Origin of the sequence: Chryseobacterium sp. FP211-J200, from assembly GCF_001643375.1 — a bacterium.
In the GTDB taxonomy this organism is placed as follows: Bacteria; Bacteroidota; Bacteroidia; order Flavobacteriales; family Weeksellaceae; genus Epilithonimonas; species Epilithonimonas ginsengisoli.
Genome location: NZ_LSHB01000011.1, coordinates 71923 through 95460 on the forward strand (window position 1 = coordinate 71923; position 23538 = coordinate 95460).

At 37.5% G+C, this 23538-nt stretch carries 21 protein-coding genes; 9 read left to right on the forward strand and 12 right to left on the reverse strand.

Going from position 1 to position 23538, the window contains the following annotated elements; translation table 11 throughout:
* Positions 1-141 precede the first annotated feature (141 nt).
* Entirely contained in the window at positions 142-873 is a 732-nt protein-coding gene (locus AXA65_RS04405; RefSeq protein WP_063968904.1) for a hypothetical protein, read from the forward strand.
* Between the two features lie 420 nt (positions 874-1293).
* Here the strand turns inward: AXA65_RS04405 and AXA65_RS04410 are convergent, their stop codons facing one another.
* From AXA65_RS04410 to AXA65_RS04455, 10 genes are all read right to left on the reverse strand, one after another.
* Positions 1294-2718, reverse strand: a complete 1425-nt coding sequence (locus AXA65_RS04410; RefSeq protein WP_063968905.1) for an OmpA family protein — start codon at positions 2716-2718, stop codon at positions 1294-1296.
* Between the two features lie 328 nt (positions 2719-3046).
* Positions 3047-5905, reverse strand: a complete 2859-nt coding sequence (gene gcvP, locus AXA65_RS04415) for an aminomethyl-transferring glycine dehydrogenase (protein ID WP_063968906.1) — start codon at positions 5903-5905, stop codon at positions 3047-3049.
* Positions 5906-6039: 134 nt separating this feature from the next.
* Positions 6040-7800 (reverse strand): AMP-dependent synthetase/ligase, encoded by a 1761-nt coding sequence (locus AXA65_RS04420; protein WP_063968907.1) that lies wholly within the window; start codon positions 7798-7800, stop codon positions 6040-6042.
* A complete protein-coding gene (locus AXA65_RS04425; protein WP_063968908.1) occupies positions 7800-8810 on the reverse strand; it encodes an NAD-dependent epimerase/dehydratase family protein in 1011 nt (336 codons plus the stop codon). Before AXA65_RS04425 ends, AXA65_RS04420 begins: the two co-directional genes overlap by 1 nt.
* A complete protein-coding gene (locus AXA65_RS04430; RefSeq protein WP_063968909.1) occupies positions 8807-9061 on the reverse strand; it encodes a hypothetical protein in 255 nt (84 codons plus the stop codon). Before AXA65_RS04430 ends, AXA65_RS04425 begins: the two co-directional genes overlap by 4 nt.
* 71 nt (positions 9062-9132) lie before the next feature.
* Complete coding sequence (locus tag AXA65_RS04435) at positions 9133-10074, reverse strand: alpha/beta hydrolase (protein ID WP_063968910.1); 942 nt, start codon at positions 10072-10074, stop codon at positions 9133-9135.
* 73 nt (positions 10075-10147) lie between these two features.
* Positions 10148-10924, reverse strand: coding sequence for an alpha/beta fold hydrolase (locus tag AXA65_RS04440; protein WP_063968911.1), 777 nt, complete (start codon positions 10922-10924; stop codon positions 10148-10150).
* Positions 10925-10967: 43 nt separating this feature from the next.
* The gene (locus AXA65_RS04445; RefSeq protein WP_063968912.1) at positions 10968-11276 is read right to left on the reverse strand and encodes a hypothetical protein; all 309 of its coding nucleotides are present in this window, start codon (positions 11274-11276) and stop codon (positions 10968-10970) included.
* A 5-nt stretch (positions 11277-11281) separates the two neighbouring features.
* On the reverse strand, positions 11282-12001 hold the full coding sequence (locus tag AXA65_RS04450) for a pyridoxine 5'-phosphate synthase (protein ID WP_063968913.1): 720 nt from the start codon (positions 11999-12001) through the stop codon (positions 11282-11284).
* A 37-nt stretch (positions 12002-12038) separates the two neighbouring features.
* Positions 12039-13295 carry a mechanosensitive ion channel family protein gene (locus AXA65_RS04455; RefSeq protein WP_063968914.1) on the reverse strand — a complete coding sequence of 419 codons (1257 nt, stop codon included), beginning with the start codon at positions 13293-13295 and terminating at the stop codon, positions 12039-12041.
* Positions 13296-13391: 96 nt separating this feature from the next.
* On the opposite strand from AXA65_RS04455, the gene AXA65_RS04460 reads away from it, so the two are divergent.
* Both AXA65_RS04460 and AXA65_RS04465 read left to right on the forward strand, forming a co-directional pair.
* Complete coding sequence (locus AXA65_RS04460; protein WP_063968915.1) at positions 13392-13880, forward strand: DUF456 domain-containing protein; 489 nt, start codon at positions 13392-13394, stop codon at positions 13878-13880.
* A gap of 10 nt (positions 13881-13890) precedes the next feature.
* Positions 13891-14313 carry a hypothetical protein gene (locus AXA65_RS04465; protein WP_131797769.1) on the forward strand — a complete coding sequence of 141 codons (423 nt, stop codon included), beginning with the start codon at positions 13891-13893 and terminating at the stop codon, positions 14311-14313.
* 79 nt (positions 14314-14392) lie between these two features.
* Here the strand turns inward: AXA65_RS04465 and AXA65_RS04470 are convergent, their stop codons facing one another.
* Positions 14393-15037, reverse strand: coding sequence for a uracil-DNA glycosylase (locus AXA65_RS04470; protein WP_063968917.1), 645 nt, complete (start codon positions 15035-15037; stop codon positions 14393-14395).
* Positions 15038-15231: 194 nt separating this feature from the next.
* On the opposite strand from AXA65_RS04470, the gene AXA65_RS04475 reads away from it, so the two are divergent.
* The 6 genes from AXA65_RS04475 to AXA65_RS04500 all read left to right on the forward strand — a co-directional run bounded on the left by AXA65_RS04475 (position 15232) and on the right by AXA65_RS04500 (position 22450).
* On the forward strand, positions 15232-16305 hold the full coding sequence (locus AXA65_RS04475) for a lactonase family protein (RefSeq protein WP_218281596.1): 1074 nt from the start codon (positions 15232-15234) through the stop codon (positions 16303-16305).
* Positions 16306-16361: 56 nt separating this feature from the next.
* Complete coding sequence (locus tag AXA65_RS04480) at positions 16362-18674, forward strand: DUF5686 family protein (protein WP_086048071.1); 2313 nt, start codon at positions 16362-16364, stop codon at positions 18672-18674.
* 64 nt (positions 18675-18738) lie between these two features.
* Positions 18739-19863, forward strand: coding sequence for a lactonase family protein (locus tag AXA65_RS04485; RefSeq protein ID WP_063968919.1), 1125 nt, complete (start codon positions 18739-18741; stop codon positions 19861-19863).
* A 180-nt stretch (positions 19864-20043) separates the two neighbouring features.
* Positions 20044-20823 carry a 16S rRNA (adenine(1518)-N(6)/adenine(1519)-N(6))-dimethyltransferase RsmA gene (gene rsmA, locus AXA65_RS04490; RefSeq protein WP_063968920.1) on the forward strand — a complete coding sequence of 260 codons (780 nt, stop codon included), beginning with the start codon at positions 20044-20046 and terminating at the stop codon, positions 20821-20823.
* Between the two features lie 303 nt (positions 20824-21126).
* Positions 21127-21636: an isopentenyl-diphosphate Delta-isomerase gene (gene idi, locus AXA65_RS04495; RefSeq protein ID WP_063968921.1), complete on the forward strand. Its 510-nt coding sequence runs from the start codon at positions 21127-21129 to the stop codon at positions 21634-21636.
* Between the two features lie 160 nt (positions 21637-21796).
* On the forward strand, positions 21797-22450 hold the full coding sequence (locus tag AXA65_RS04500) for an NAD(P)H-binding protein (RefSeq protein ID WP_063968922.1): 654 nt from the start codon (positions 21797-21799) through the stop codon (positions 22448-22450).
* A gap of 33 nt (positions 22451-22483) precedes the next feature.
* Here AXA65_RS04500 and galE read toward each other — a convergent pair whose 3' ends face one another.
* The gene (galE, locus tag AXA65_RS04505) at positions 22484-23503 is read right to left on the reverse strand and encodes a UDP-glucose 4-epimerase GalE (protein WP_063968923.1); all 1020 of its coding nucleotides are present in this window, start codon (positions 23501-23503) and stop codon (positions 22484-22486) included.
* Between the last annotated feature and the right edge of the window lie 35 nt (positions 23504-23538).

The window sequence follows — 23538 nt, forward strand, 5'->3', positions numbered from 1 at the left end:
CAACCACAAACCCTCGCCCCCAAGTGAGGGTTTCGTATTTTATTTAACATAATATCTTTTTTACAAAAAATTTTATTGAACAATCATTTTTATTCCATATTAATTTTATATTTGTTACAGTTAACACCTAAAAAAAACCAAATGAACTCAACATCCGAAACAGGCCACGCTAGAAACGTGGCCAACGCAAACCTATTCAATTCCTACGCTGCAAATCTGGGCGCGATCTACAAACCAAGCAATCCCGAACTGGAACTTGCAAAACTCCAAACCATTTACACAAAGGCTTTCGCAGAGCAGGAAGAAGTCAACACCACCCTCCCGCCCTACACTTTAGCAGTCAAAGCCCGACAGGCAGTCTTCGCTCCCATCAACAAAAAACTTACAAAACTCGAAAAAGCTTACAAGACAACCACAGGCGTCACAGCAGCACAGATGGAAAACTTCCAAACCATTGCCCGCAAAATCAAAGGCACGCGAAAAGATCCACCAGCAGCACCCACACCGCCCGCGACCCAACCCGACAGTCACTCTGTTTCCCAGTTGAGCTTCGATCAGCGCACCAACAATTATGGCCAGCTCATAGAGCTCTTCAATAATACCCCAAACTACGGCCCCAACGAAGAAGAATACACAATTCCAATCCTTCAGGAAGAAAGATCACAGATGAGACAGACCACCCAACAGGTCGCAGAAACATACTTCCCGCTCAGCCAGGCTAGAACAAGAAGAAACGAAACGCTCTACACCAATGACAACAACCTGGTCGACACCTTCAACCTTGCCAAAGACTACATCTCACTGATCCTGGACAAAAAATCACCCGAGTACAAAGCCTTCGCAAAACTAAAATTCAAAAAAATAGAAAGCTAAAAGAAGCGACTACCAATCACAAACAGGCAACTGCTAGATACAAATAGGCAACTGCCAATCACAAACAGGCAACCGCCAATCGCAAATAGACAACTGCTAGATACAAACAGACAACTGCCAATCACAAATAGGCAACTGCAGAATACAAAGAGGCAACTGCCAGCCACAAACAGCCAACTGCTAGACAAAAACAGGCAACTGCAAAGGAAAACACGATCAAACGACCACTTCTAGATAGTAGTCCAGAAGAACATCCAACCAAAAAACCTCTCAATCACTTGAGAGGTTTTTACTTTAACCACACTTACTAATTATCGAAAATCATTCATCATTCATCATTCATCATTTATCATTTATCATTAATAATTTGCAAAAAAAAGACTGCCACAAGTGACAGTCTCCAAATTAGAATTGTAAAATTTATTTTGCTTTAAAATACACTCTTCTATTCGCTTTATTTTTCCATTCTGGACACTTAGATGCAGGGTCACATTCAGGATATTTAAGATCTGATTTACCATTTCCTAGTGCATCCAATTTACTTGAAGCCACACCATTGGTGATCAGATATTGTTTTACAGTTTCTGCTCTTTTTTGAGACAAAGTCTGGTTGTAACTTTCAGTCCCTCTTGTATCAGTCGCTCCAACTACAGTGAATGATCCGTTAGATTGATTGATCATACTTGCAGCACTATTCAGAATCGGCGTATTGTTTGGTAGGATTCTAGCTGAATTCAGGTCAAACTCAATACCTTCCAAACTTGTTTCGTTATCAGAGATAGCACCTGTGTTGGTCACTGGACATCCTTGGTTCTCCACTGGACCAGGAACAGTCACACATTTGTCATTCAGGTCGATCACACCGTCCATATCTACATCCAATGCTACACCTGCACCGTCAACTCTAGCACCTGCCGGAGTATCAAGCTGTCTGTCCCAGTCATCGCAAACGCCGTCATTGTCAGCATCTCCGCTTTTGCACAATTGGATATTATCTACTTTGGTCTCCAACTCATCGATCTTGTTGTAAGCCTCTTCCAATGGATCATGCCACATTAGGTTTGGTCTGTTTTTACCCAAGTTGATCGTAAGACCCAATGTCGGGTTGAAGAAGTTATCAGAAGTATGAGAACTGATTCTGTTCACAGCACTGTACTGGTCGCTTCCGCCACCGTCAAATGCTTCGTCTCCTGTTACCACATACATTACTCTACCTTCGATATCAACTCTGTTGCTGATCTTGTATTTCAAACCAACACCAGCCTGTCCGAACAGTGAGTTGAATTTGAAAGGTTTGTTCTCTGTCATTAATCTTTGGCCAGCCTCATCCTTTTGGTAAGCTCTGTAAGCTAAAACACCTACACCAGCATATCCGTGGATCGCCCATCTGTAGTCTGCATTGCTGTCAACTCTTCTTAGAAGGTTTGAGAAATTGATGTCTCCCAAAAGTGAGATCGCATCATACTGGGTTCTTGCTCCAACTCTCAATGAAGTGGACGCATCTGCAGGTGCTGCATCTTTGGTATTGAAATAACCTTGTCTTGTTTCACCACGGTCATATTGCAACTTCAATCCAAATGAGTGAGAAAGCGCTTTGTCGATACTGAAATAAGCTGAGTAACCAACAAGTGTGTTACCGTTGCTGATAGATCTAAGGTCAGCGTTTTGCATCAATGGCACACCTCCACCAAAAGAAACAGACCAGCTGTTGAATCTTGTAGAATCTGACTTTAAAGAAGTAGTTTCAGTAGGGTTTGTGTTCGCGGTTGTCTGCATCATTTCCTGCGAGAACATCACTGCCGGGCACGCCAAGGCCAACGACAAAATAGCTAATTTTGATTTCATAAAATATAATTTTAAATTGTTTTATTTATTAAAAGTATAATTGGAACAATTACACCAAATCACCCTGAACATCCTTTCAGAAGGTGATGCGCATTCCTCTATCCAATTACCATACCAATAAAAATAGATTGTTATTATTTATAATTATTCAACACATAGCAATCGATGTTTTTGCAGGCTAAACTATCACGAAATTAATATGTTAGCTCGATGAAAATAAATACAAAAAAAACCTCTCAAAAAAATGAGAGGTTTTTTATTAAAGATAATTGATGAATCACAAAATCATTGATCATTCATAATTTATCATTTATAATTTATAATTGATTTACATGTAAGCTTCGATCGGCTCACAAGTACAGATCAAATTTCTGTCGCCATACGCTTCATCGATCCTTGCAACCGTAGCAAAGAATTTATGCGTTCTCACCCACTCCAATGGATAAGCTGCTTTCTCTCTGCCGTAAGGTTTATCCCAAGAATCCGAGATCACCAATTGCTCGGTGTGAGGCGCGTTTTTCAACACGTTGTTTTCTCTGTCTGCGTCGCCGTTTGCAATCTCATCAATTTCTTTTTTGATATTGATCAACGCTTCCGCAAATCTGTCAATCTCGTCTTTGTTTTCAGATTCCGTTGGTTCGATCATCAATGTTCCAGCTACAGGGAAACTCACTGTTGGTGCGTGGAAACCGTAATCCATCAAACGTTTTGCAATATCAGCCACCTCAATTCCCAAAGTTTTGAACTGACGGAAGTCCACGATACATTCGTGAGCCACTCTGCCTTTGTCGTTCGCATAAAGGATTGGGAAATGCTCAGCTAAGATCTCTTTAAGATAATTAGCATTAAGGATGGCGTGCTCTGTTGCTTTCTTAAGACCGGAAGTTCCCAACATTTTGATATAAGCATAAGAGATATTCAGTATCAATCCGGAACCGTAAGGCGCTGCAGAGATTCCTTCAATCGCTTCTTTCCCACCGATTGAGATATTCGCATTGCTTGGTAAGAATGGAACCAAATGCTCCGCCACACAGATCGGGCCAACACCAGGTCCACCACCACCGTGAGGAATTGCAAAAGTCTTGTGAAGATTCAGGTGACAAACGTCTGCCCCGATATTCCCAGGACTTGTGAATCCAACCTGCGCATTCATATTCGCACCGTCCATGTAGACTTGTCCGCCGAGGTCGTGCGTCAGTTTTGTAATTTCTTTGATATTCGCATCGAAGAATCCGTAAGTCGAAGGATATGTGATCATCACTGCCGATAGCTTCTCAGAATGCTGCTCAGTCTTCGCTTTGAAATCTTCAAAATCGATCTCTCCATTTTCAAGATTTTTCACTACTACAATTTTCATACCCGCCATTGCTGCAGAAGCCGGATTGGTTCCGTGCGCCGATTGAGGAATCAGAACGATATTTCTGTGGCCTTCGCCTCTATTCTTATGATATTCTCTGATGACCATCAATCCAGCATATTCGCCCTGCGCACCAGAGTTTGGCTGAAGAGAAGTTCCAGCGAAACCAGTGATCTCAGCCAGGTCTTTCTCTAATTCTTTGATCATTTCCTGATAACCACCAGCCTGATCTGTTGGCACAAATGGGTGAACACTTCCCCATTCTCCCCAAGATAATGGGATCATTTGAGTAGCTGCGTTCAGCTTCATTGTACAAGAACCAAGCGAAATCATAGAATGCGTCAAAGACAGATCTTTTCTTTCCAGACGTTTGATGTAACGCATCAATTCTGTCTCAGTGTGGTACTTGTTGAAAACCTCTTCTTCCAAGATCTTATCTTCTCTCAACAATTCAGTTGGGATAGAATATTCTTCCTTCAAAGTCACTTTGTAACCTTGTTTCCCTTTGAACTGAGCGAAAGCTTCAATCAATTGGTTTAATTTGTCAACAGTAGTTGTTTCGTTGATAGAAATACTGACGATGCCTTGTGAGAAATAATTAAGATTGATTTTCTGATCTCTCATTTTCATTCTCAAAGATGATTTCTCTTCCTCGTGCAATCTGAATTTCACGGTATCAAAAACCGGCTCGTCAACAATATCATAACCTAAAACTTTCAGTGCATCGCCCAAAGCATTGGTTTTGAAATGAATCTGGTCAGCGATAAAATTCAAACCTTTAGGACCGTGATAGACAGCATACATACCAGCCATTACCGCAAGAAGGACTTGAGCTGTACAAATGTTCGAAGTTGCTCTTTCTCTTTTGATATGCTGCTCTCTGGTCTGTAGTGCCATTCTCAACGCACGTTTACCGTACATATCCTGAGAAATACCAATGATCCTTCCTGGAATATCTCTTTTATAATCTTCCTTACAAGTGAAAAAAGCTGCGTGAGGACCACCATAACCCATCGGAATCCCGAATCTTTGGGAAGTTCCAACCGCACAATCTGCGCCCATATCAGCGGGAGATTTCAGCTTAACCAAAGCCATCGGATCACAAGCGACAACTACCTGAAGATTGAATTCTTTATAGTAAGTGATGTTTTCTGTGTAATCTAAAACGATTCCGTTTTTCCCTGGATATTGTAATAAAACGCCGTAGTAAGAATCGTTAAACTGATGGTTGCTGTGATTGCCCACAATGATATCAATTCCAAGACCTTCCGCTTTGGTTTTAAGGACGGAAACAGTTTGTGGTAAAACTAAATCTGAGATGAAAAATTTGGTAGCATTGGCTTTTTTTTGATCCTTAGTTCTGTTGTTGAAGAACATATGCATCGCTTCGGCAGCAGCGGTAGATTCATCAAGAAGAGACGCATTTGCCAAAGGAAAACCTGTCAAATCAGAGACAACAGTTTGAAAGTTAAGCAGAGCTTCTAATCTCCCCTGTGCAATCTCTGCCTGATAAGGCGTGTAAGCTGTGTACCAACTTGGATTTTCAAGAATATTTCTCTGGATTGGAGAAGGCAAAATGGTATTGTGGTATCCAAAACCTATATAGTTATCGAAATTCAGGTTTTTGGATGCCAATTCTTTTGAATGTAAAAGCATCTCATACTCCGAAAGTGGCTCCGAGATGTCCAGATCCTTCTCCAGCCTGATGGCGTCCGGAATGGTTTGTGAGATGAGTTCTTCAATACTCGCTGCTCCTACTTTCTTTAGCATTTCCGCTTTGTCAGACTCGTTTAGGCTGATGTGGCGATTTACGAATTGTTGTGTATTCATTTATAAAACTTCAAATTAGATTCTTATTATAAGGCTTTTAAATTTAATCAATTTTAGAAATATTCCTAAAGTCTAAAATTTGATAAAAACTATCGCAGCCATTTTATTCTTTATTAAAGTAATTGCTTACCGTATTATTTATTATAAATCAAATTGATTTTGTCCGCATATTTTTCAAGCACGATATTTCGTTTGATTTTCAAGGTTGGTGTGATCTCGCCACTTTGAATTTCAAAATCTGCAGGCATCAGGATAAATTTCTTAATTTTCTCGAAGCCAGAAAGATCAGTTTGGATGTCATCTATCAGTTTTTGATAGAAAGCCTGAACCTTTTCATTTTCTACTACTTCTTTCCAGTTTGTGAAATCAACATCTAAAGATTTTAACTTCTCTTCAAGCGTTTCAAAATTTGGAACGATCAAAGCAGAAACAAAAGGTTTGTCATCCGCAATCAATAGAATTTGATTAATGTAACTGTTGTTAGAAAACATATTCTCAATTGGTTGCGGCGCAATATATTTCCCGTTGGAAGTTTTCATTAAATCTTTAATTCTATCTGTAATTGTCAGATTTCCTTCATTATCTAAAACGCCAGCATCGCCAGTTTTCATCCAACCGTCTTCTGTTAAAATCTTTGCTGTCTCTTCTGGATTTTTGTAGTAACCTTTCATGATGCCATTTCCTTTCACAAGAATTTCGTCATTCTCTCCTATTTTGATTTGAGAATCGCCAATGAGTTTTCCGGCCGTTCCGTATTTGTAGTTTGTAAAAGGAAAAGCGGTGATTGTTGCAGTCGTTTCCGTCATTCCATAACCGACAGTAATATGAATTCCCATTGCATCGAAAAACTGCGTCACTTCAGAAGAAATCGATGCGCCGCCGCAAGGCATAAACCAAAGTCTGCCACCTAGTTTTGTTTTGATTTTATTGAAAACCAAAGCGTTCGCAATCTTATATTTTTGATTTAATAAAAAAGGAACTTTCTGCTGATCTCTTTTTCTTTCTGAGACTTGAGTTCCAGTTTCAATCGCCCAATTAAATATTTTCTTCTTGGTTGGAGACGCTGTCACAAGCATTTCATTAATGCCTGCATAAATCTTTTGATAAAACCTTGGCACCGAACACATCGTAGTAGGTTTCACTTCCTGAAGAGCATTTGCAATCAATTTTGGATTTTCGAGGAAACTGACTTTGGCCCCTCTGGAAAGACAGAATAATGTCCAGCATCTTTCGAAAACGTGGCTGAGTGGCAAAAATGCCAACGATTGCTCCTTCTCAAAATCTTTAAAATCAAAAAAATCAACGTGGGCATCAAATGCTTTCTGAAAATTGCCGTGCGTCAGCATCACGCCTTTCGGAATTCCCGATGTTCCAGAAGTGTAGATGATGGTTGCCAAATCTTCATCTGACCTCTCAACAACTTTAAATTTGTCAGAGGTTTTCTCAATAAAATCTGACAGAAACAAAGAATTTTCATTTAAATTAAAATTCTTTTTTGCAGCGATAATCAATTCAACACCAGAGGTTTTCGCCAATAATTGATAACAAGTTTCGTATTGCTCCTTGTCTCCCGTTAAAATAATTTTCGGCTCAGCGTGATTGATAATGTATTCAACTTGGTCGGAACCATTTGTGGAATAAATTGGAACTGTAACCGCACCAATTGCCAATGTCGCCACATCCATAATGATCCATTCCGGAGAATTGTCGGCATAGATCGCGACTCTTTCATTTTCTTTGACACCAGCTTCTACAAGCGCATTGGCCGTTTTGAAGACCATTTGCTGAAATTTCAGGCACGTGAGTTCCTTCCATTCATTATCTTTTTTAAATCCTACAGAGGCTTTCTGTGGAAATCGTTTGGTGTTCTTGGTCAGAAATTCCGTAATGTTCATTAATTGGATTTTGATATGCTTGCAACATAATTTTTTAAGTGGAAATCTACGCTTTCATCTATCGGAATGAAAGTATAATTCAAGGTATCACGAATTTTCTTATTGGTGATCTTCGAATCGGATTTGATAGTTTCAACGTTTGTTCTGTTTCCTAATTTGAGAATTGGAATGAACCAACCAAAAACAACGGAGAAAAACGGCAGAATATCTAAGATTGAATTTGATATTAATTTTGCTGGTTTTTTCCCAAAAGTCTTTCTGACTTTATCAGCAATATGCTTGTATTTTACGACTTCCGAAGTCAAGATAAAGCGTTGTCCGAAAATCGATTTCTCCATTAATTCAACAGCAATTTTCGCAACATCTCTCACGTCTACATAAGCTGTAGATCCGGAAAAAGTAAACCCATTTGACATTTCCTTGAACAGTTTTCCGCTGCTGTGATTCCAGTTTCCGGAACCGATAATTAGGCCAGGATTGATGATAATCGTATTCAAACCTTCGGCAGAAGCTCTCCAGACTTCCATCTCGGAAAGATATTTGGAGATCGCATAATTGGAATGATCCAGTTTCTCATTGAAATCTGAATTTTCATCCATTTCACCTTTATCATTTAGACCGTCAAGCACTGCGATAGAACTTACGAAAAGAAATTTTTTAATTTTAGTTGGATCGATTGCAAAGAGTAATTTTTCTGTGGCTTCAGAATTATTTTTGTACAATTCTTTTTCCGCACTTGGATTGAAACTGACTTTTGCTGCACAATGATAGACTTCCTCAACACCTTGCAAAGCAAATTCTAAAGAATCCGAATCATCAAAATCGATATTGACCCACTCTATTTGGTCGAAATAAAAATCTGGTTGGTCTGTGTAAAATTGATAGGATTCTTTAACTTCCTGTATGTTGCTGGATCTGCGTTTTGTTGCACGAACTTTTTTTCCTTTTTTAAGAAGTTCTAAAGCGATCACCCGTCCTAAAATCCCTGTTGCTCCTGTGATCAATATCATTCTTCGATAGATTTTTCAGGTTCGATATCAGTTGCATTCCTCAAAAGTTGAATGATAAAATAAGAATTGATGATGCAGTAAGCTGCTATGATTGCCACAAAATACCAGAAACTTTTGCCCTCTAAAAGATAATCTCCTGCTCCTGAAAATGAATCTCTGAGAACAAAAAATAAAAGTCCTATCAAAAAGAGATTGATAAGAACCGAAAAAAACAAAATGACCTTGTAAATAGTCTCCTGGTATTTTTTCATTAAAGATTTTTACAAAGATAATTCAATTCTATAAAAAATCTCTTATCCTGATATTGAAATCTATCAGGAAATTAATGTGTGTTTTGCTTCATAAACTCTAATGTTCTTTTCAGCATCAATTGATGTCCAGCTTCTTCATTCAGACCGTGATTTGCCTTATCGATGGGAATTAGTTCATTTTTTACATTATTGTCGTCTAGTTTTTTCTTTAGAATTTCGGATTGCGAAAAGGGAACTATTCTGTCCTTGTTACCGTGGATCATCAAAGTCGGAACCGAGTTTTGATCAATATAAGTGACTGGAGAATAAACTTTAAGGCCAGCAATCGCTTCCTGTTTTTGTTCTTTGATATCTTTCGTTGTGAAACCACGGATCATATCATTGCGCATTTTATAAATTTTCGGAAAAATGAGTTTGAAAATGAAAATTTTAAAGCCAGCCTCTTCGGTTCTTAAAAGCTTGTTCAAATCTGATGGACCAAAATAGTCGATCACGTAATTGACCTTCGAAGAATAATTTGGAAAACTACTGTTCGCGGAAAACTGTTCATCATTGGAATACGCGGCAACCATTCCAATCTGTGCACCTGCAGAAGCGCCCCAGATTCCTATATTTTTCTCATCAAAATTATATTTGTCAGCGTTTGCCCGGATCCATCTCACCGCTTCTTTGGAATCTTCCACTGGTTTTGGGAAGTTGGTATTTTTGTCCAGCAACGTGTAATTGACGCTGACTACGGCGTAACCATTTTGAACAAATTTCAGAATGAAATCATTCATATAAAACTTTTCAGGAAAGGCTTTGTCACCTCCGATCCATCCGCCACCGTGAAGAAAAATGAGAACCGGGAATTTTTTATTGGATTGTTCTGGAAGATAGATATCGAGTTTGTGGTCGATGGAATCCGAAGTTTTGTAGGTCACATCGGGAATTTTCGAAACTTCGGAAATGGTATTCTGAGATTTGAAAAACGTTAAACACAGGATCATGATGATCGATAACTTCCATTTCATAAAAACAATTTTAATTCAGATCCGATAATACAAGGCTTGTACCATTATCAGATCTGAATTAATATGTCATTATCTATGATAAAAGAAAATCTTTGACCGCTGCGTTGAAATCAACAGGATTGTTTGCCTGAACCCAATGTTCTGCGTTAGCGATCTTGATGATCTTTGAATCCGGAAATTGTTGTCTTATCAGAAGTTCGTCCTGTGGCAAAATGTAATTAGAATTGGCTCCGGCAACGAACAATGTTGGTCCTTTAAAAACACCAAATTTAATCGCATTGGAAACAAACTCCGTATATTTCTCTGCCAAAGTCTTGAGGTTGAATCTCCAAGCTAACTTTTTATCCTCCGTCCAATAAAGATTCTTCATCAAAAACTGGATCACAAATTTCTCATGAATGTATTCACCTAAAACCTTTTCGACATCTTGTCTGGAAGTCACCGTTTCAAAATCCACGGTCTGAAGCGCTTTGATTATACCTTGATGATGCGGCGGATAAGCTTTTGGAGAAATATCGACTACGATCAATTTATTCAATTTTCCAGGGAAGTTGATTGCAAATTGCATCACCGCTTTTCCACCAAGGGAATGTCCGAGAAGGTTGGCTTTTTCAATTTTATGAAATTCCATATAATTCAGAATATCATTTGCAAGATCATCGTGCGACATCGAATCGGAATGAAAACTGCGGCCGTGATTTCGAAGGTCCATCAGATACGTTGGCATCAATTCTCCAAATTCTTTCCCGAAACTTCCCCAATTGTCCAGCATTCCGAACAATCCGTGGAATACCAAAAGTGGCGTTTCTGTTCTTTCTTCTCCGTATATTTTTGAGTGTAGGATTTCCATTATTATTTTATATTTTTTCTTTAAACAAATTATTAATCTGTTACTACTTTTTGGTTTGTTTAAAAATAGATTTGAATAGAGACGAAACTGAAATCAGAAAAAGAAATGTTAAAACAAACATCACAGCCTGAATTATCAAAACTGGTAAAAGAGAATCGACCTCTGCATACCTGTAACCAAAACTTATTATCGTTACAGGAAATGTAATTATCAAAACACTTAAAGACCAATCTCCGTAAAACCAATCTTTAGGATAAACAGAACAAACTGCCAGAGTTCCGATTCCAACGTAAAAAGCTGAAATAATCAATGCTATTCTTCTCGATTTTAAGAAAAATTTAAACCATTTCATTCATATCACCATTTCGCCAACCTTTTCAAATAAGCCTGAACCGTATTTTCCAAACCAAGGTAAAGTGCTTCAGAAATCAAAGCGTGACCGATGGAAACTTCCAAAAGATTTGGGATGTTGTCTGAGAAATATTTTAGATTGTCCAAACTCAGATCGTGGCCTGCGTTGATTCCCAAACCAAATTTCTCCGCTTCTATTGCTGTGTCAACATATGATTTGATAGCTTGTTCTTTATCTTTAGGATAATTGGTTGCGTAAGCTTCTGTGTAAAGTTCGATCCGGTCTGTTCCTGTTTCGGCAGCAAATTTTAACATTCCTGGATTTGGGTCAAGAAAAATAGACGTTCTGATTCCAGCATATTTGAATTCGGAAATGACGGATTTTAGGAAATCAAGGTTCTTTTCGCAATCCCAGCCAGCGTTGGAAGTAATTGCATTATCTGCATCTGGAACCAAAGTCACTTGCTCAGGCTTAACTTCCAAAACCATATCGATGAAAGGTCTGTGCGGATTTCCTTCGATATTGAATTCGGTTTTCACTAGAGGTTTCAGGTCGTAAACATCTTTTCTGGTGATATGCCGTTCGTCCGGTCTCGGATGGATTGTTATTCCCTGCGCTCCAAATCTTTCCAAATCGACAGCCACTTGCGTTACACTTGGAACATCGCCTCCTCTTGCATTTCTAAGCGTTGCAATTTTATTGATGTTGACACTTAATTTTGTCATGACTTTTTATAATTGATAAATGATAATTGATAATTGATTAAGCTTTCTGAACAACGTCGAGCTCAAATTCTTTCGCTGCTGATAAAAGATGGTCAAAAATATCGGACTGAATATTTTCATATTTTTCTGTGTCAGCTTCTGTTGCGAAACAATAGATTTCCAAAGGCAAACCTTCCGGCATACTTTGAAGTTGCCTCACAAGAATGATCTCTTTCTGATCGATCTGATCATTGTTATTAAGATAATTCTGAACATATTTTCGGAAAACTCCAATGTTTGTCAACTGAGTTCCGTTGATGATCTCGTCTGGATTTTCAATAGAATTTTTCTCGTCCTCGATTTCTTTTTCTTTCAACCCAAGGTAGGTTTTTATGAGATTAATTTTCTTCAAACGTTCCATCAAATCATCGTCTACGAACTTCAGAGATTTCATATTGAACATGATGGATTTTTTGATCCGTCTCGTATTTCCGTCCGAAATCACTTGGTAATTTTTGATTTCTGTCGTCAAAAGATCATAAGTTGGAATGGTAGAGATTGTCTTATCAAAATTCTTGATCTTGGTTGTCAAAAGACTTATATCTTCAATATTTCCCTCCAATGAATATTTTGGAATAGAAACCCAGTCTCCTACTTTGATATTCTTGGAAGTGGCTACGTGAATTCCGGTTACAAATCCCAAGATAAGATCCCTAAAAATCAAAACCATAACCGCAGTTATGGCTCCCAGACTTCCAATGATGGTTGTACTATTGATCCCGAAAACAACACAAATTCCAATGACGGAGAAAATAAAAATCCCAATGGTTTTTACAGTCTCCGAAACAGTTCTTATAGCAAAATTCTTGTAATAATCTTTTTTGATTAAACTATAATATTCTAAAGCTTTAAGAGAGCGGAAAGCCATTCCTGCAATCACGAGAACTATAGCAAAATTGATCATTCTCTCCGAAAAGATCGTCGTTTTGGTCAGATGACCAAGAAAAATGGAAGTCTGTATAGATCCGGCAATCAATAGAGAAAAAAAGTGCGAAAGGGAATTTGTTATCCTTGATTGATAAATAGATTTCATCACAGGATATTTGTCCTCATTCCCAAAAAACTTGAAAACAGAATTGATTACAATCTTGAAAATGAAATCAAAAAGTAAATAGACGAGAAAGATTAAAAGAATTTTTGCACCAATCTGAACAAAAAGATTCAGACCGTCAGGAAAATATTCTGCAATATATTTATACAGAAACTCGGTTGCATCTTGTATTAAATCCTTGGTATCTTGTAATTGGTCATTCATTGGTACAAAATTAGTAAATGAATTTTAAATTAAATTAATAAAGTTTTAGATAAGGCTTTCCGAGTTAAAATTTGTATTTTTAATAAAATTATAAAATTGGATCCAACATTAATCAACATTGTTTCTCTAGTACTCCTTTTCATAGGGCTCTTAGGAACATTTCTTCCCGTTTTACCGGGACTATTACTAAGTCTTTGTGGACTTTTGATCTTCAAATTCGGTACAGAGAACGACATGCCGATGATTTACGTTTGGATATTTGTTTTGTTGACAATCATTTCCACCGTTTTGAATTACGTGATTCCTGCAAAAACCAACAAAAAATACGGCGGAACGCGTTACGGGAGTATTGGTTCTTTTGTAGGAACGATCGTTGGATTAATCTTCATCCCTATACCATTTGGATTTTTGATCGGAATGCTGTTGGGTGTCTTCCTCGGCGAATTACTCCATGACGTCAGTGACACGAAAAAAGCACTCAACTCAATGAAAGGTGCTTTTATCGGATTTATATATGGGACAGGATTCAACTTGATGGTTGGGTTGGCCATGTTTTTGGTGGTTGGTTACTATATCTTCTTTTAAAAATATAAAAATGATGAATATCAAAACCATTTTCTGCATTCCTCTCCTATTATTAATGAGCAACTGCAAAACGCAAACTTCTTCTAAAACCGAAACTTCAACCGTAACCAACAATATCGTCACAATTGGTTTGGATAAACAAGTCAAAATCCCCAATTCCAAAGTCAGTCTCCAATTCAAAGAAGTTGTCGAAGAAAGTCGCTGTCCTGTTGACGTCACTTGTGTCTGGGAAGGCATTGCCATTGTAAACGTTGAAGCAACATCTGGAAGTGAAAAAATGGACTTTAAAGTAGCAACACGAGATTTCCTTCCGAAGAATGTGACCAAAACTTTCAGTTTTTCTGGTTACAAATTTACTTTAACAGAGCTGAAACCCCAACCCGGAGCAAAAGAAGAACCAGCCACTGTAAGTTTTAAATTCGAAAAAGAATAACTAATTATCAAACATAAAATATAACGGACGAATTAAAAATCATTCATCCTTCATCATTTATAATTAATAATTAAATATTTCATCCCCAAACAATCGGCTCTTTTCCTTTTTCCAGAAGATAATTATTGATTTTCGAAAAAGGATGACTTCCAAAAAAACCTCTATAAACAGAAAATGGTGAAGGATGCGCAGATTGTATAATAAAATGCTTGGTCTCGTCTATTAGCGAGGCCTTTTTTTGTGCAAATGCGCCCCAAAGTACGAACACCACATTTTCTTTTTGATCCGAAATTTGCTTGATGATAAAATCTGTGAAAGTTTCCCAGCCGATATTTTTATGAGAATTGGGTTCGTGAGCCTGCACAGTCAAAGTCGCATTGAGAAGGAGAACGCCTTGCTTTGCCCAATCTTGCAGATCATTGCTTTTTCTTTCTACACCAATATCATCCTTCAATTCGATAAAAATATTTTTGAGCGATGGTGGCGCCTTTACATTCTCAGAAACAGAAAAACAAAGGCCGTTGGCCTGACCATCATTATGATATGGATCTTGACCGATGATCACAACCTCCACATCTTCAAATTCCGTAAGTTCCAAAGCACGGAAAATCTGTTTAGTTGGTGGAAAACATTTTTTGGAATTAAACTCCAATTTTACATTCTCCCAAAGATCGATAAAATAAGCACTTTCTTTAATCGGTTTCAGAACTTCGGTCCAGGTCATAGCAAGATTTTTGACAAAATTAAATTTACAGGTCCACTAATGCAAATTTGAAGACTTTTTCTTTGAAATAAAGTTAATTTATCACAAATATCGTTTGGCTTAATTTTATATATAATAAATTCGCAAAAAATATACTTTTGCCATCAATTTTTAGAATGAAACTCTGGAACACCTTTATCTTTTCAATCATTTTTATGACCAACCTTTCAGCGCAAAATACCATTATCGTAGGAACTTACACCAATAGTGAAAAGTGCAAAAGCGGTGGCATCTACATTTTTGATTTTGATGAGAATACTTACAAATATGATCTCAAGTTCCACACAGAAAACGTCATTAATCCAAGTTTTGTAAGCCTTAGTCCGGACAAAAAATTTCTTTTTTCCGTGAATGAAAACGGTGACAAAAGTACAGTCAGTTCCTTTTCTATAGAAGAAACTGATGGAAAATTAATCAAAAAAGATGAGAAAAAAACACAAGGCGAAGATCCATGTTTTCTAATCTCTGACGACCAAAATATCATCACAGCCAATTATTCTGACGGAAGCATCAATGTTTTCAAACGATATGTGGATGGTAAATTATCCGATGTTTTCCAGAATATCAAATTTGAAGGTGTTGGTTTGAATCCTAAACGTCAGGAAAAATCACACATTCACCAGGTTCAATTTTCTCCAGATCATCAATATGTTTTGGCGACTGATCTTGGATTAGATAAAATCTATGTCTTTAAATATAATAAGACAGGCGAAGAAGTTTTAGAAAAAATTGGTGAATTTGATGCAAAGAAAGGTTCTGGACCCAGACATATCACTTTTGATAAAACAGGAAAATTAATCTATCTGGTTCAGGAATTGAGCGGCGACCTTTCTGTTTTAAGTTTTAATGACGGGAAAATCGACTTGATCCAAGAAGAAACTTTATTATCACGAAAAGTAAGATTCAATTTCCGAGCTGCAGATATTCATCTTTCTAATAATGAGAGATTTGTCTACGTAACGAATCGTGATGATGCAGATGATATTACCGTTTTCATCAGAAAAAAAGATGGAACGGTAAAGAAGATCCAACAAACGAAAACCATTGGACGAAATCCCAGAAACTTCAGCATCAGTCCAAATAACAAACTGGTGTTGATCGCCAATCAGGACACAAACCGAATCAATATTTTCACACGTGATCTGAAAAACGGTTTGCTCACTGCGACTGGCAAGTCTATTCCCGTTTGCAGCCCTGTAAATGTCATATTTTATGAAAAAGGTAAATAAGTTTTACATCAAAACAATATTTAAAACAAAAAACAGTTATTAATAGTTAATGCTTGATGAAATCGATGCTTGATAAAAAATTTATTCTCTCCTTCTTTCTGATCTTCGTTACCGGTTTGCTTTTCTCGCAGACCGACAAAGAAAACGAAATAGAAAACGTCGTGATCCAAGGCGTTAAAAAATACAAAAACAAAAAAGAAAATCCCGCTTACGCCATTATGCGTGAGGTTTGGAAAAAGAAAAAATCCAATGGATTGCTTCTCCACAAAGATTACAAATACAAAACCTACGAGAAGATAGATTTCCGTCTGGATAATATCGATAGCGCTTTTACAAAGAAGAAAGCTTTCCGCGGAATGGATTCTATCATCTTCAAATACAATGATTCCTCAGAGATTGCTGGTAAAGCTGTTTTACCGGTTTTCATCACCGAAAGTATTTTTGAAACTTACGGAAAGAACGACCCGAAAAAAGAACGAAAAGACCTTTTGGCTACGCGACTTTCCGGACTTAAAAATAATCAGATCGTGACGAAAACTGTACAAGGTATGTACAAGGACATCAATATTTATGATAATACGATCAATTATCTGAATATCGGTTTTGTAAGTCCTGTTTCCAAAGATGGTTTCGGAGTTTTTGATTATAATATTACAGACACTATCGAGGTGAATACCGTAAGAAGTTACGAGATCAGATTCACACCAAAAAATCCTGAAGCGCTTGCACTGAAGGGTAGACTTTATATTTCTATGGACAAATATAATGTGATGAAGGTAGAGATGGAAACCAACAAAAAGATCAACATCAATTTCGTTAAGAAAATTGCGACAGACCTTGAGTTTGATAATCCTGATGATTCTACATTTATCCCAACAAGAAATGAAACGACAATCAATCTCGTTACTAATGATAAAGACAAAGCGAAATCCATCATAGCCAGGCGTGTCGCCAATTATTCTGATTATGAATTTGACAAAGGCATCACAGATGATTTTCTGAACAAAATCGTCATTCCAGAAGACGAAATGGTCGCCAAAGACGAAACTTATTGGCAAACAAACAGAACCGAAGCGCTGACAGAAAGTGACCAGAACATCTATAAAATGTACGATGAACTAGCCGATAATCCGAAATACAAGAAGATCGTAAAGATTGTAGAAATCGGTAATTCTGGATATTTTCACATTGGTCACGGTATTGATATCGGAAATATATTTCAGTCCTTTGGATATAATGACATTGAAGGTGTAAGGCTGAGAGGCGGTTTCAGAACTTATCATGGCAAAAATGACATGTGGAGGATCCAAGGTTACACAGCGTATGGTTTCCGCGACCAGAAGTGGAAATTCGGTGGTGAGGCCAAATATATGTTCAACAAGGAAAACCGATTTATGATCGGTGCAGGTTACAGAAAAGATGTCTTGCAACTTGGTGTTCAGCTGACGACGGATGAAGGAATTATGACTCGTTCATTCGCTTCTTCTTCTGTTCTTAATAGCGGCGAAACCACATCAATGAGTTCCGTAAATCAAACCAATGTTTTCACCAGCATCGAGCCTTGGAAAAACTTTCAGGTTAGATTGGATGCAACGACTCAGAATATAAAATCCGCCGATTCTAATCTATTCAACATCAATTATTACAGAGGTGGCGTTCTGAGAACAGATCTGAATGACACCAGATTCACAGCAACCATCATCGCAAGACCTGGAATCAAATTCTCTACTTATGGCGTTGACCGTTATGAACTGACTGCTTTGGCGACCAATCCTTCAATTATTCTAAAATATACAAAAGGTATGGGCGGCGTTTTCAATTCTGATTATAACTATAACAAACTTCAGTTCTATTATTACCAGCCAGTGATATTAGGAAATTGGGGACGTTTGTTTGCCAATGTAGAAATTGGTAAAAACTTCGACGCTCTCCCACTCGCTTTGCAGAATGTGATGCCTGCCAACCAATCTTACGGTTTAATGCGAGGTGTTTTCTCATTGATGAATTATTACGAATTTGTGGCAGATTCTTACGCCGTTATGTTTTTGGAACATCACTTCAACGGAAAAATTTTGTCTCAGATTCCATTAATTAAAAAACTAAAATTGCGTGAAGTTGCCTTTTTTCGCTCGGGAATTGGAAGTTTGAAACCAGAAACTATTACAATGAATGCAGGAAATCTGAACCTTAGCGCTCCAAACAAACCTTATTACGAATATGGTTTCGGGATTGAGAATATTGGTTGGGGAAATTTTAGATTGTTGAGATTGGATTTCAACTGGAGAGGGAATTACCTTAACCATAATACTTCTGCAACTTCTGAGGTTAGAAAATTTGGTGTTCAGTTTGGTTTCCAGGCTAATTTTTAGGAAATTTGTTTAAAGTCCAATTTACAAGTTAAATCTGTGATATTAATTTCTAAAATACAGCTCAATGAATAGCCGAAAAATAACTCTTTTACTAAGTTTTTTAATTTTTACAAATCTTTTTGCGCAGAGAGAATTTGTGTTTTTTGGTTCTTATAACTGGGAGAAAGGTTCCGAAGCGGTTTATGTTTACGAACTCGATACAGAAAGCGGAAAATTAACGAAAGTTACTTCATCATCGGATGTCATCAATCCAGGCTACATTACAATTTCTAATGATGGAAAATATGTTTACGCTTCGTCCGACGCCAAAATGCCAAACGGAACAGTGAGTGCTTTCGCATTTGATGCTGATAAAAAATCATTGACTTTCCTTAATCAGCAAAAAACCGGTGGCGAAAATCCAGTTTATGTGAATGTTGATAAAAGTGGAAAATGGCTCATCAATGCAACTTACAATATTCCAACAATTTCAGTTTTCCCGATTTTGGAAAATGGGAAAATTGATTCGATAGCTCAACATTTTACTTTTATAGAAGGAAGTGGCGTAAATCCCAAAAGACAGGACAAAGCGCACACACATTCTGTTGTTTTTTCACCAGATTACAACACTTTGCTCGTTGCAGATCTGGGCGCCGACAAAATCTTACAATATCCTTTTGATGCGAATCTAAAAAAACCTGTGATAGATAGTCAAAAAACTTTCATCAACACCAAACCAGGAAGCGGACCGAGACATATCACATTTAGCAAGGATGGTAAATTGGCCTACTCGATTGAAGAATTAGCTGGAATGATTTCGGTTTACGATTTCTCAGAAAACAAGTTAAAAGAAATCCAGAGAATTGCGACGCACACAAACAAAATCAAAGAAGGTTTTGAAAGTTCCGATGTTCACATTTCGCCCGACGGAAAGTTCCTTTACGCCAGCAACAGAGGAAAAGAAAACAATATTGCTATCTTCAAAATCAAAGAAGATGGAACTTTGGAATCCATCGGTTACCAAAAAGCTGGGGGGAAACATCCAAGAACTTTTGCAATTGATGAAACTGGAAAATTCATTATTGTCACCAATGTTAATTCTCAAAATGTAACGGTTTTCAAAAGAAATCTTGAAACAGGAATGTTGAAAAAAGTGGGAAAACCAGTATCTATTAAAAATGTGACTTGTGTGAAGACGAAGATGTATTGATTTTAAAATTATCTCTAATAGTAAAGCACTTCGACTCCGCTCAGTGTGACAGATCTAATACTAATTGTTTAAACAATGTCAGTCTGAGCGGAGTCGAAGACTTTTTTCACAATTAGTAACATCAATTTTTATACTCTAAAATTTGGAACATAATTATCTTATCTTTGCAAAAAATCGGAATTGGACGTTAGAGCAAAAAAACACCTCGGTCAGCATTTTCTTACAGACCAGAATATCGCACGTGACATTGTAGATTCGCTTTCTTTGGAAGGTTACAAAAAAGTTTTGGAAGTGGGTCCAGGAATGGGCGTTCTTACAAAATTCCTTCTCGAAAAAGACGTTGAAACTTACGTTGCGGAGATTGATAACGAGTCCATCGATTATCTTAAAAAACATTATCCAAAATTAGAAGAACAACATTTCGTTGGCGATTTTCTAAAGACTGATATTCCTACAGTTTTTGGTGACGAAGAATTGGCTGTGATTGGGAATTTTCCTTATAATATTTCGTCTCAGATCTTGTTTAAAATCATTGATAATTTCCAGTACGTTCCGGAAATGAGCGGAATGTTCCAGAAAGAAGTTGCCGAAAGAACCTCTGGAATACCACGAACCAAAGAGTATGGAATTTTGTCGGTTCTGGTTCAGGCTTATTACGATGTGGAATATCTTTTCACGGTTCACGAAAATGTGTTCAATCCGCCACCAAAAGTGAAATCCGGCGTTATCCGAATGACCAGAAATCTAAAACCAGGTTTGGCAGGAAATGAAGTTTTGTTCAAGCAAATCGTGAAAGCTGGATTTGGACAAAGACGCAAAAAAATGAGTAATTCTTTGAAAGTTCTTGGGATTCCTGAAGCTATTAGTTCACATCGATTCCTTGATATTCGAGCGGAAGAATTGTCTGTGGCTGATTTTATAGATTTTACGAATGAGTGGAAGTCGAGTTTGGGAGTTTGAGAGTTTGAGAGTTTGAGAGTTTGAGAGTTTGAGAGTTTATCTGGAAAACTAAATTATAAAACACAATATTGTCATTCCGTAGGAATCTTGACCGCTAAGTTTAGATTCCTACGGAATGACGAATAAGATTTTCAGACAAACTTCAATCAATTTATAAAGCCCATAGCCCCGATTGCAACGGCATCCTTTTTTGTTTTTGATTAAATTTCGATTTTATAACAAAACGTGATAAAACAAAAAAGATATAGTGGAAAGCGGGAAACAGCTCCAAATAATTACATTTAAAATCCTTATTTTTGTGCTATGGAAAAAGTGGTATTGGTAAATCCGAACGATGATGTTTTGGGACAAATGGAAAAAATGCAGGCGCACGAAAATGGACTTTTGCATCGTGCATTTTCTGTTTTTCTGTTCAATGACCAAGGCGAAATGCTTTTGCAGAAACGCGCCAACCAAAAATACCACTCGCCAAACCAATGGACGAACGCTTGCTGCTCGCATCCACGACTCAATGAATCGTATCTGGATGGCGCTGTAAGACGCACAAAAGAGGAATTAGGAATCGATTGTGAGTTGACGGAAAAATTTCATTTTATCTATAAAGCGGACGTTGGCGATGGACTTTGGGAACACGAGTTGGATCACGTCTTCACTGGGAATTTTTCGGGAGAATTTGATTTGAATCTGGATGAAGTTTCTGAGGTCCGTTATGTTTCTATCACTGACCTACAAAAGGAAATTACCGAGAATCCTGAACATTTTACAGAATGGTTTAAGATCATTTGGGCGGAATATCGCAATCAGCTCAATTAGAATCAATCACAAAAGTCACAAAAGAATATTATCCTTTTTTGGACTTTTGAAAATCTTATTTTAAAATTAAAGCTTTTGTGACTTTTGTGGTTACAAATAAAAGCTTATAAAAGTTCAATCCCGAAAATATTGCTTAACTTTATTATCAAATCTCAGAATTATGAAGGCTTTGGTAATTGGTGCAACTGGCGCAACGGGAAAAGATCTAGTGGATCAACTTTCTCACGACCCAGAATTTGAGCAGATCGATATTTTCGTAAGACGCCGTTCTGATTTTCATAATGACAAGATCACTGCGCACGTCGTAGATTTTGACCGACCGGAAGAATGGAAACATCTGGTAAAAGGTGACGTAGCCTTTGCTTGTCTTGGAACTACTCTGAAAACTGCGGGAAGCAAAGACAACCAGTGGAAAATAGACTACGATTATCAATATAATTTTGCGAAGGCAGCGAAGGAAAATCAGGTTGAGGATTTTGTTTTGGTGTCTGCTTACGGCGCAAGTCCGGATTCTAAAATTTTCTATTCGCGTATGAAAGGCGAATTGGAAGAAGCTATCAAAAATCTAAAATTCGAGAAAACTACATTCTTCAAACCTGGAATGTTGGAGCGTAAAAACTCTGACAGAAATGGCGAAGTTTTCGGATTAAAGGCTTTGAAGTTTGTTAATAAATTGGGACTTTTCAAAAGTCAACAACCTTTACCAACTTCGGTTTTGGCGAAAGCGATGATCAATGCTTCAAAGATCAAATCCAAGAGTTTTTCTGAAGTTAGTTTGCACAGTATTTTCAGTTTCGCTGAGAAATGTAAATAAAAAAACCAATCGCAATGATTGGTTTTAATCGTATTAATTCGTTCTTTCTTTCAAATACTTCTGCCATTCCCAAGTAGTTTTGAGTGCTTCTTCCAAAGTGGTTTCTGATTTCCAGCCCAATTCTTTTTCGGCTTTGTCTGCGTTGGCATAAGCAACAGTAATATCGCCTTCTCTTCTCGGACAAATTTGATATGGTACAGCAACGTCATTTGCCAATTCAAAAGCTTTTACAACTTCCAAAACCGACGAACCTTTTCCTGTTCCCAAGTTGTAAACGTCTAAAACAGTTTCCTCTTCAGAATTGATCAATTTTTTAAGCGCAGCAACGTGTGCTTTTGCCAAATCGACAACATAGATGTAATCACGAACTGCAGTTCCATCTTCCGTTGGATAATCGTCTCCCCAAATGCTCAATTTCTCTCTGATTCCAGCTGCAGTTTGAGTCACATAAGGAACAAGATTATTCGGAATTCCGGAAGGTAACTCTCCTAACAAAGCTGTTGGGTGTGCACCAATCGGATTGAAATATCTCAATAATGTCACTCTTTTCTGATAAGCTCTTGAGAAATCTTTCAAGATGTCCTCGCCCATTTGCTTTGTTTTTCCATAGGAAGATTCAGCTTCTTTGAGCGGCGTATTTTCGTCGATCGGCATTTCGTCCGCTTGCCCATAAACGGTACAAGAAGAACTGAAGATGAAGTTGGAAATATTTCTCTTTCTGAATTCCTGAAGAACATTGACCAATGAAAACAAATTATTCTCATAATAATCCAATGGCTCTACCATGCTTTCTCCCACTGCTTTTGAAGCTGCAAAATTGATACAACCTTTGATATCGTGCGCCTCAAAAACCTGAGTCAATAATTCTTTTCTTCTTAGGTCGAAAGGATAGAAAATCGGACGTTTTCCAGTGATCTCTTCAATGTTGTTCAGAATAAATTTTTCTGAATTTGAAAGATCATCAACAATGATGACCTCAAAATTATTTTTGATCAATTCTACAACTGTGTGTGAACCGATGTAGCCTAGACCGCCTGTTACAAGTATGGACATTTTATAATTGATAAATGATAGTTGATGAATGATTT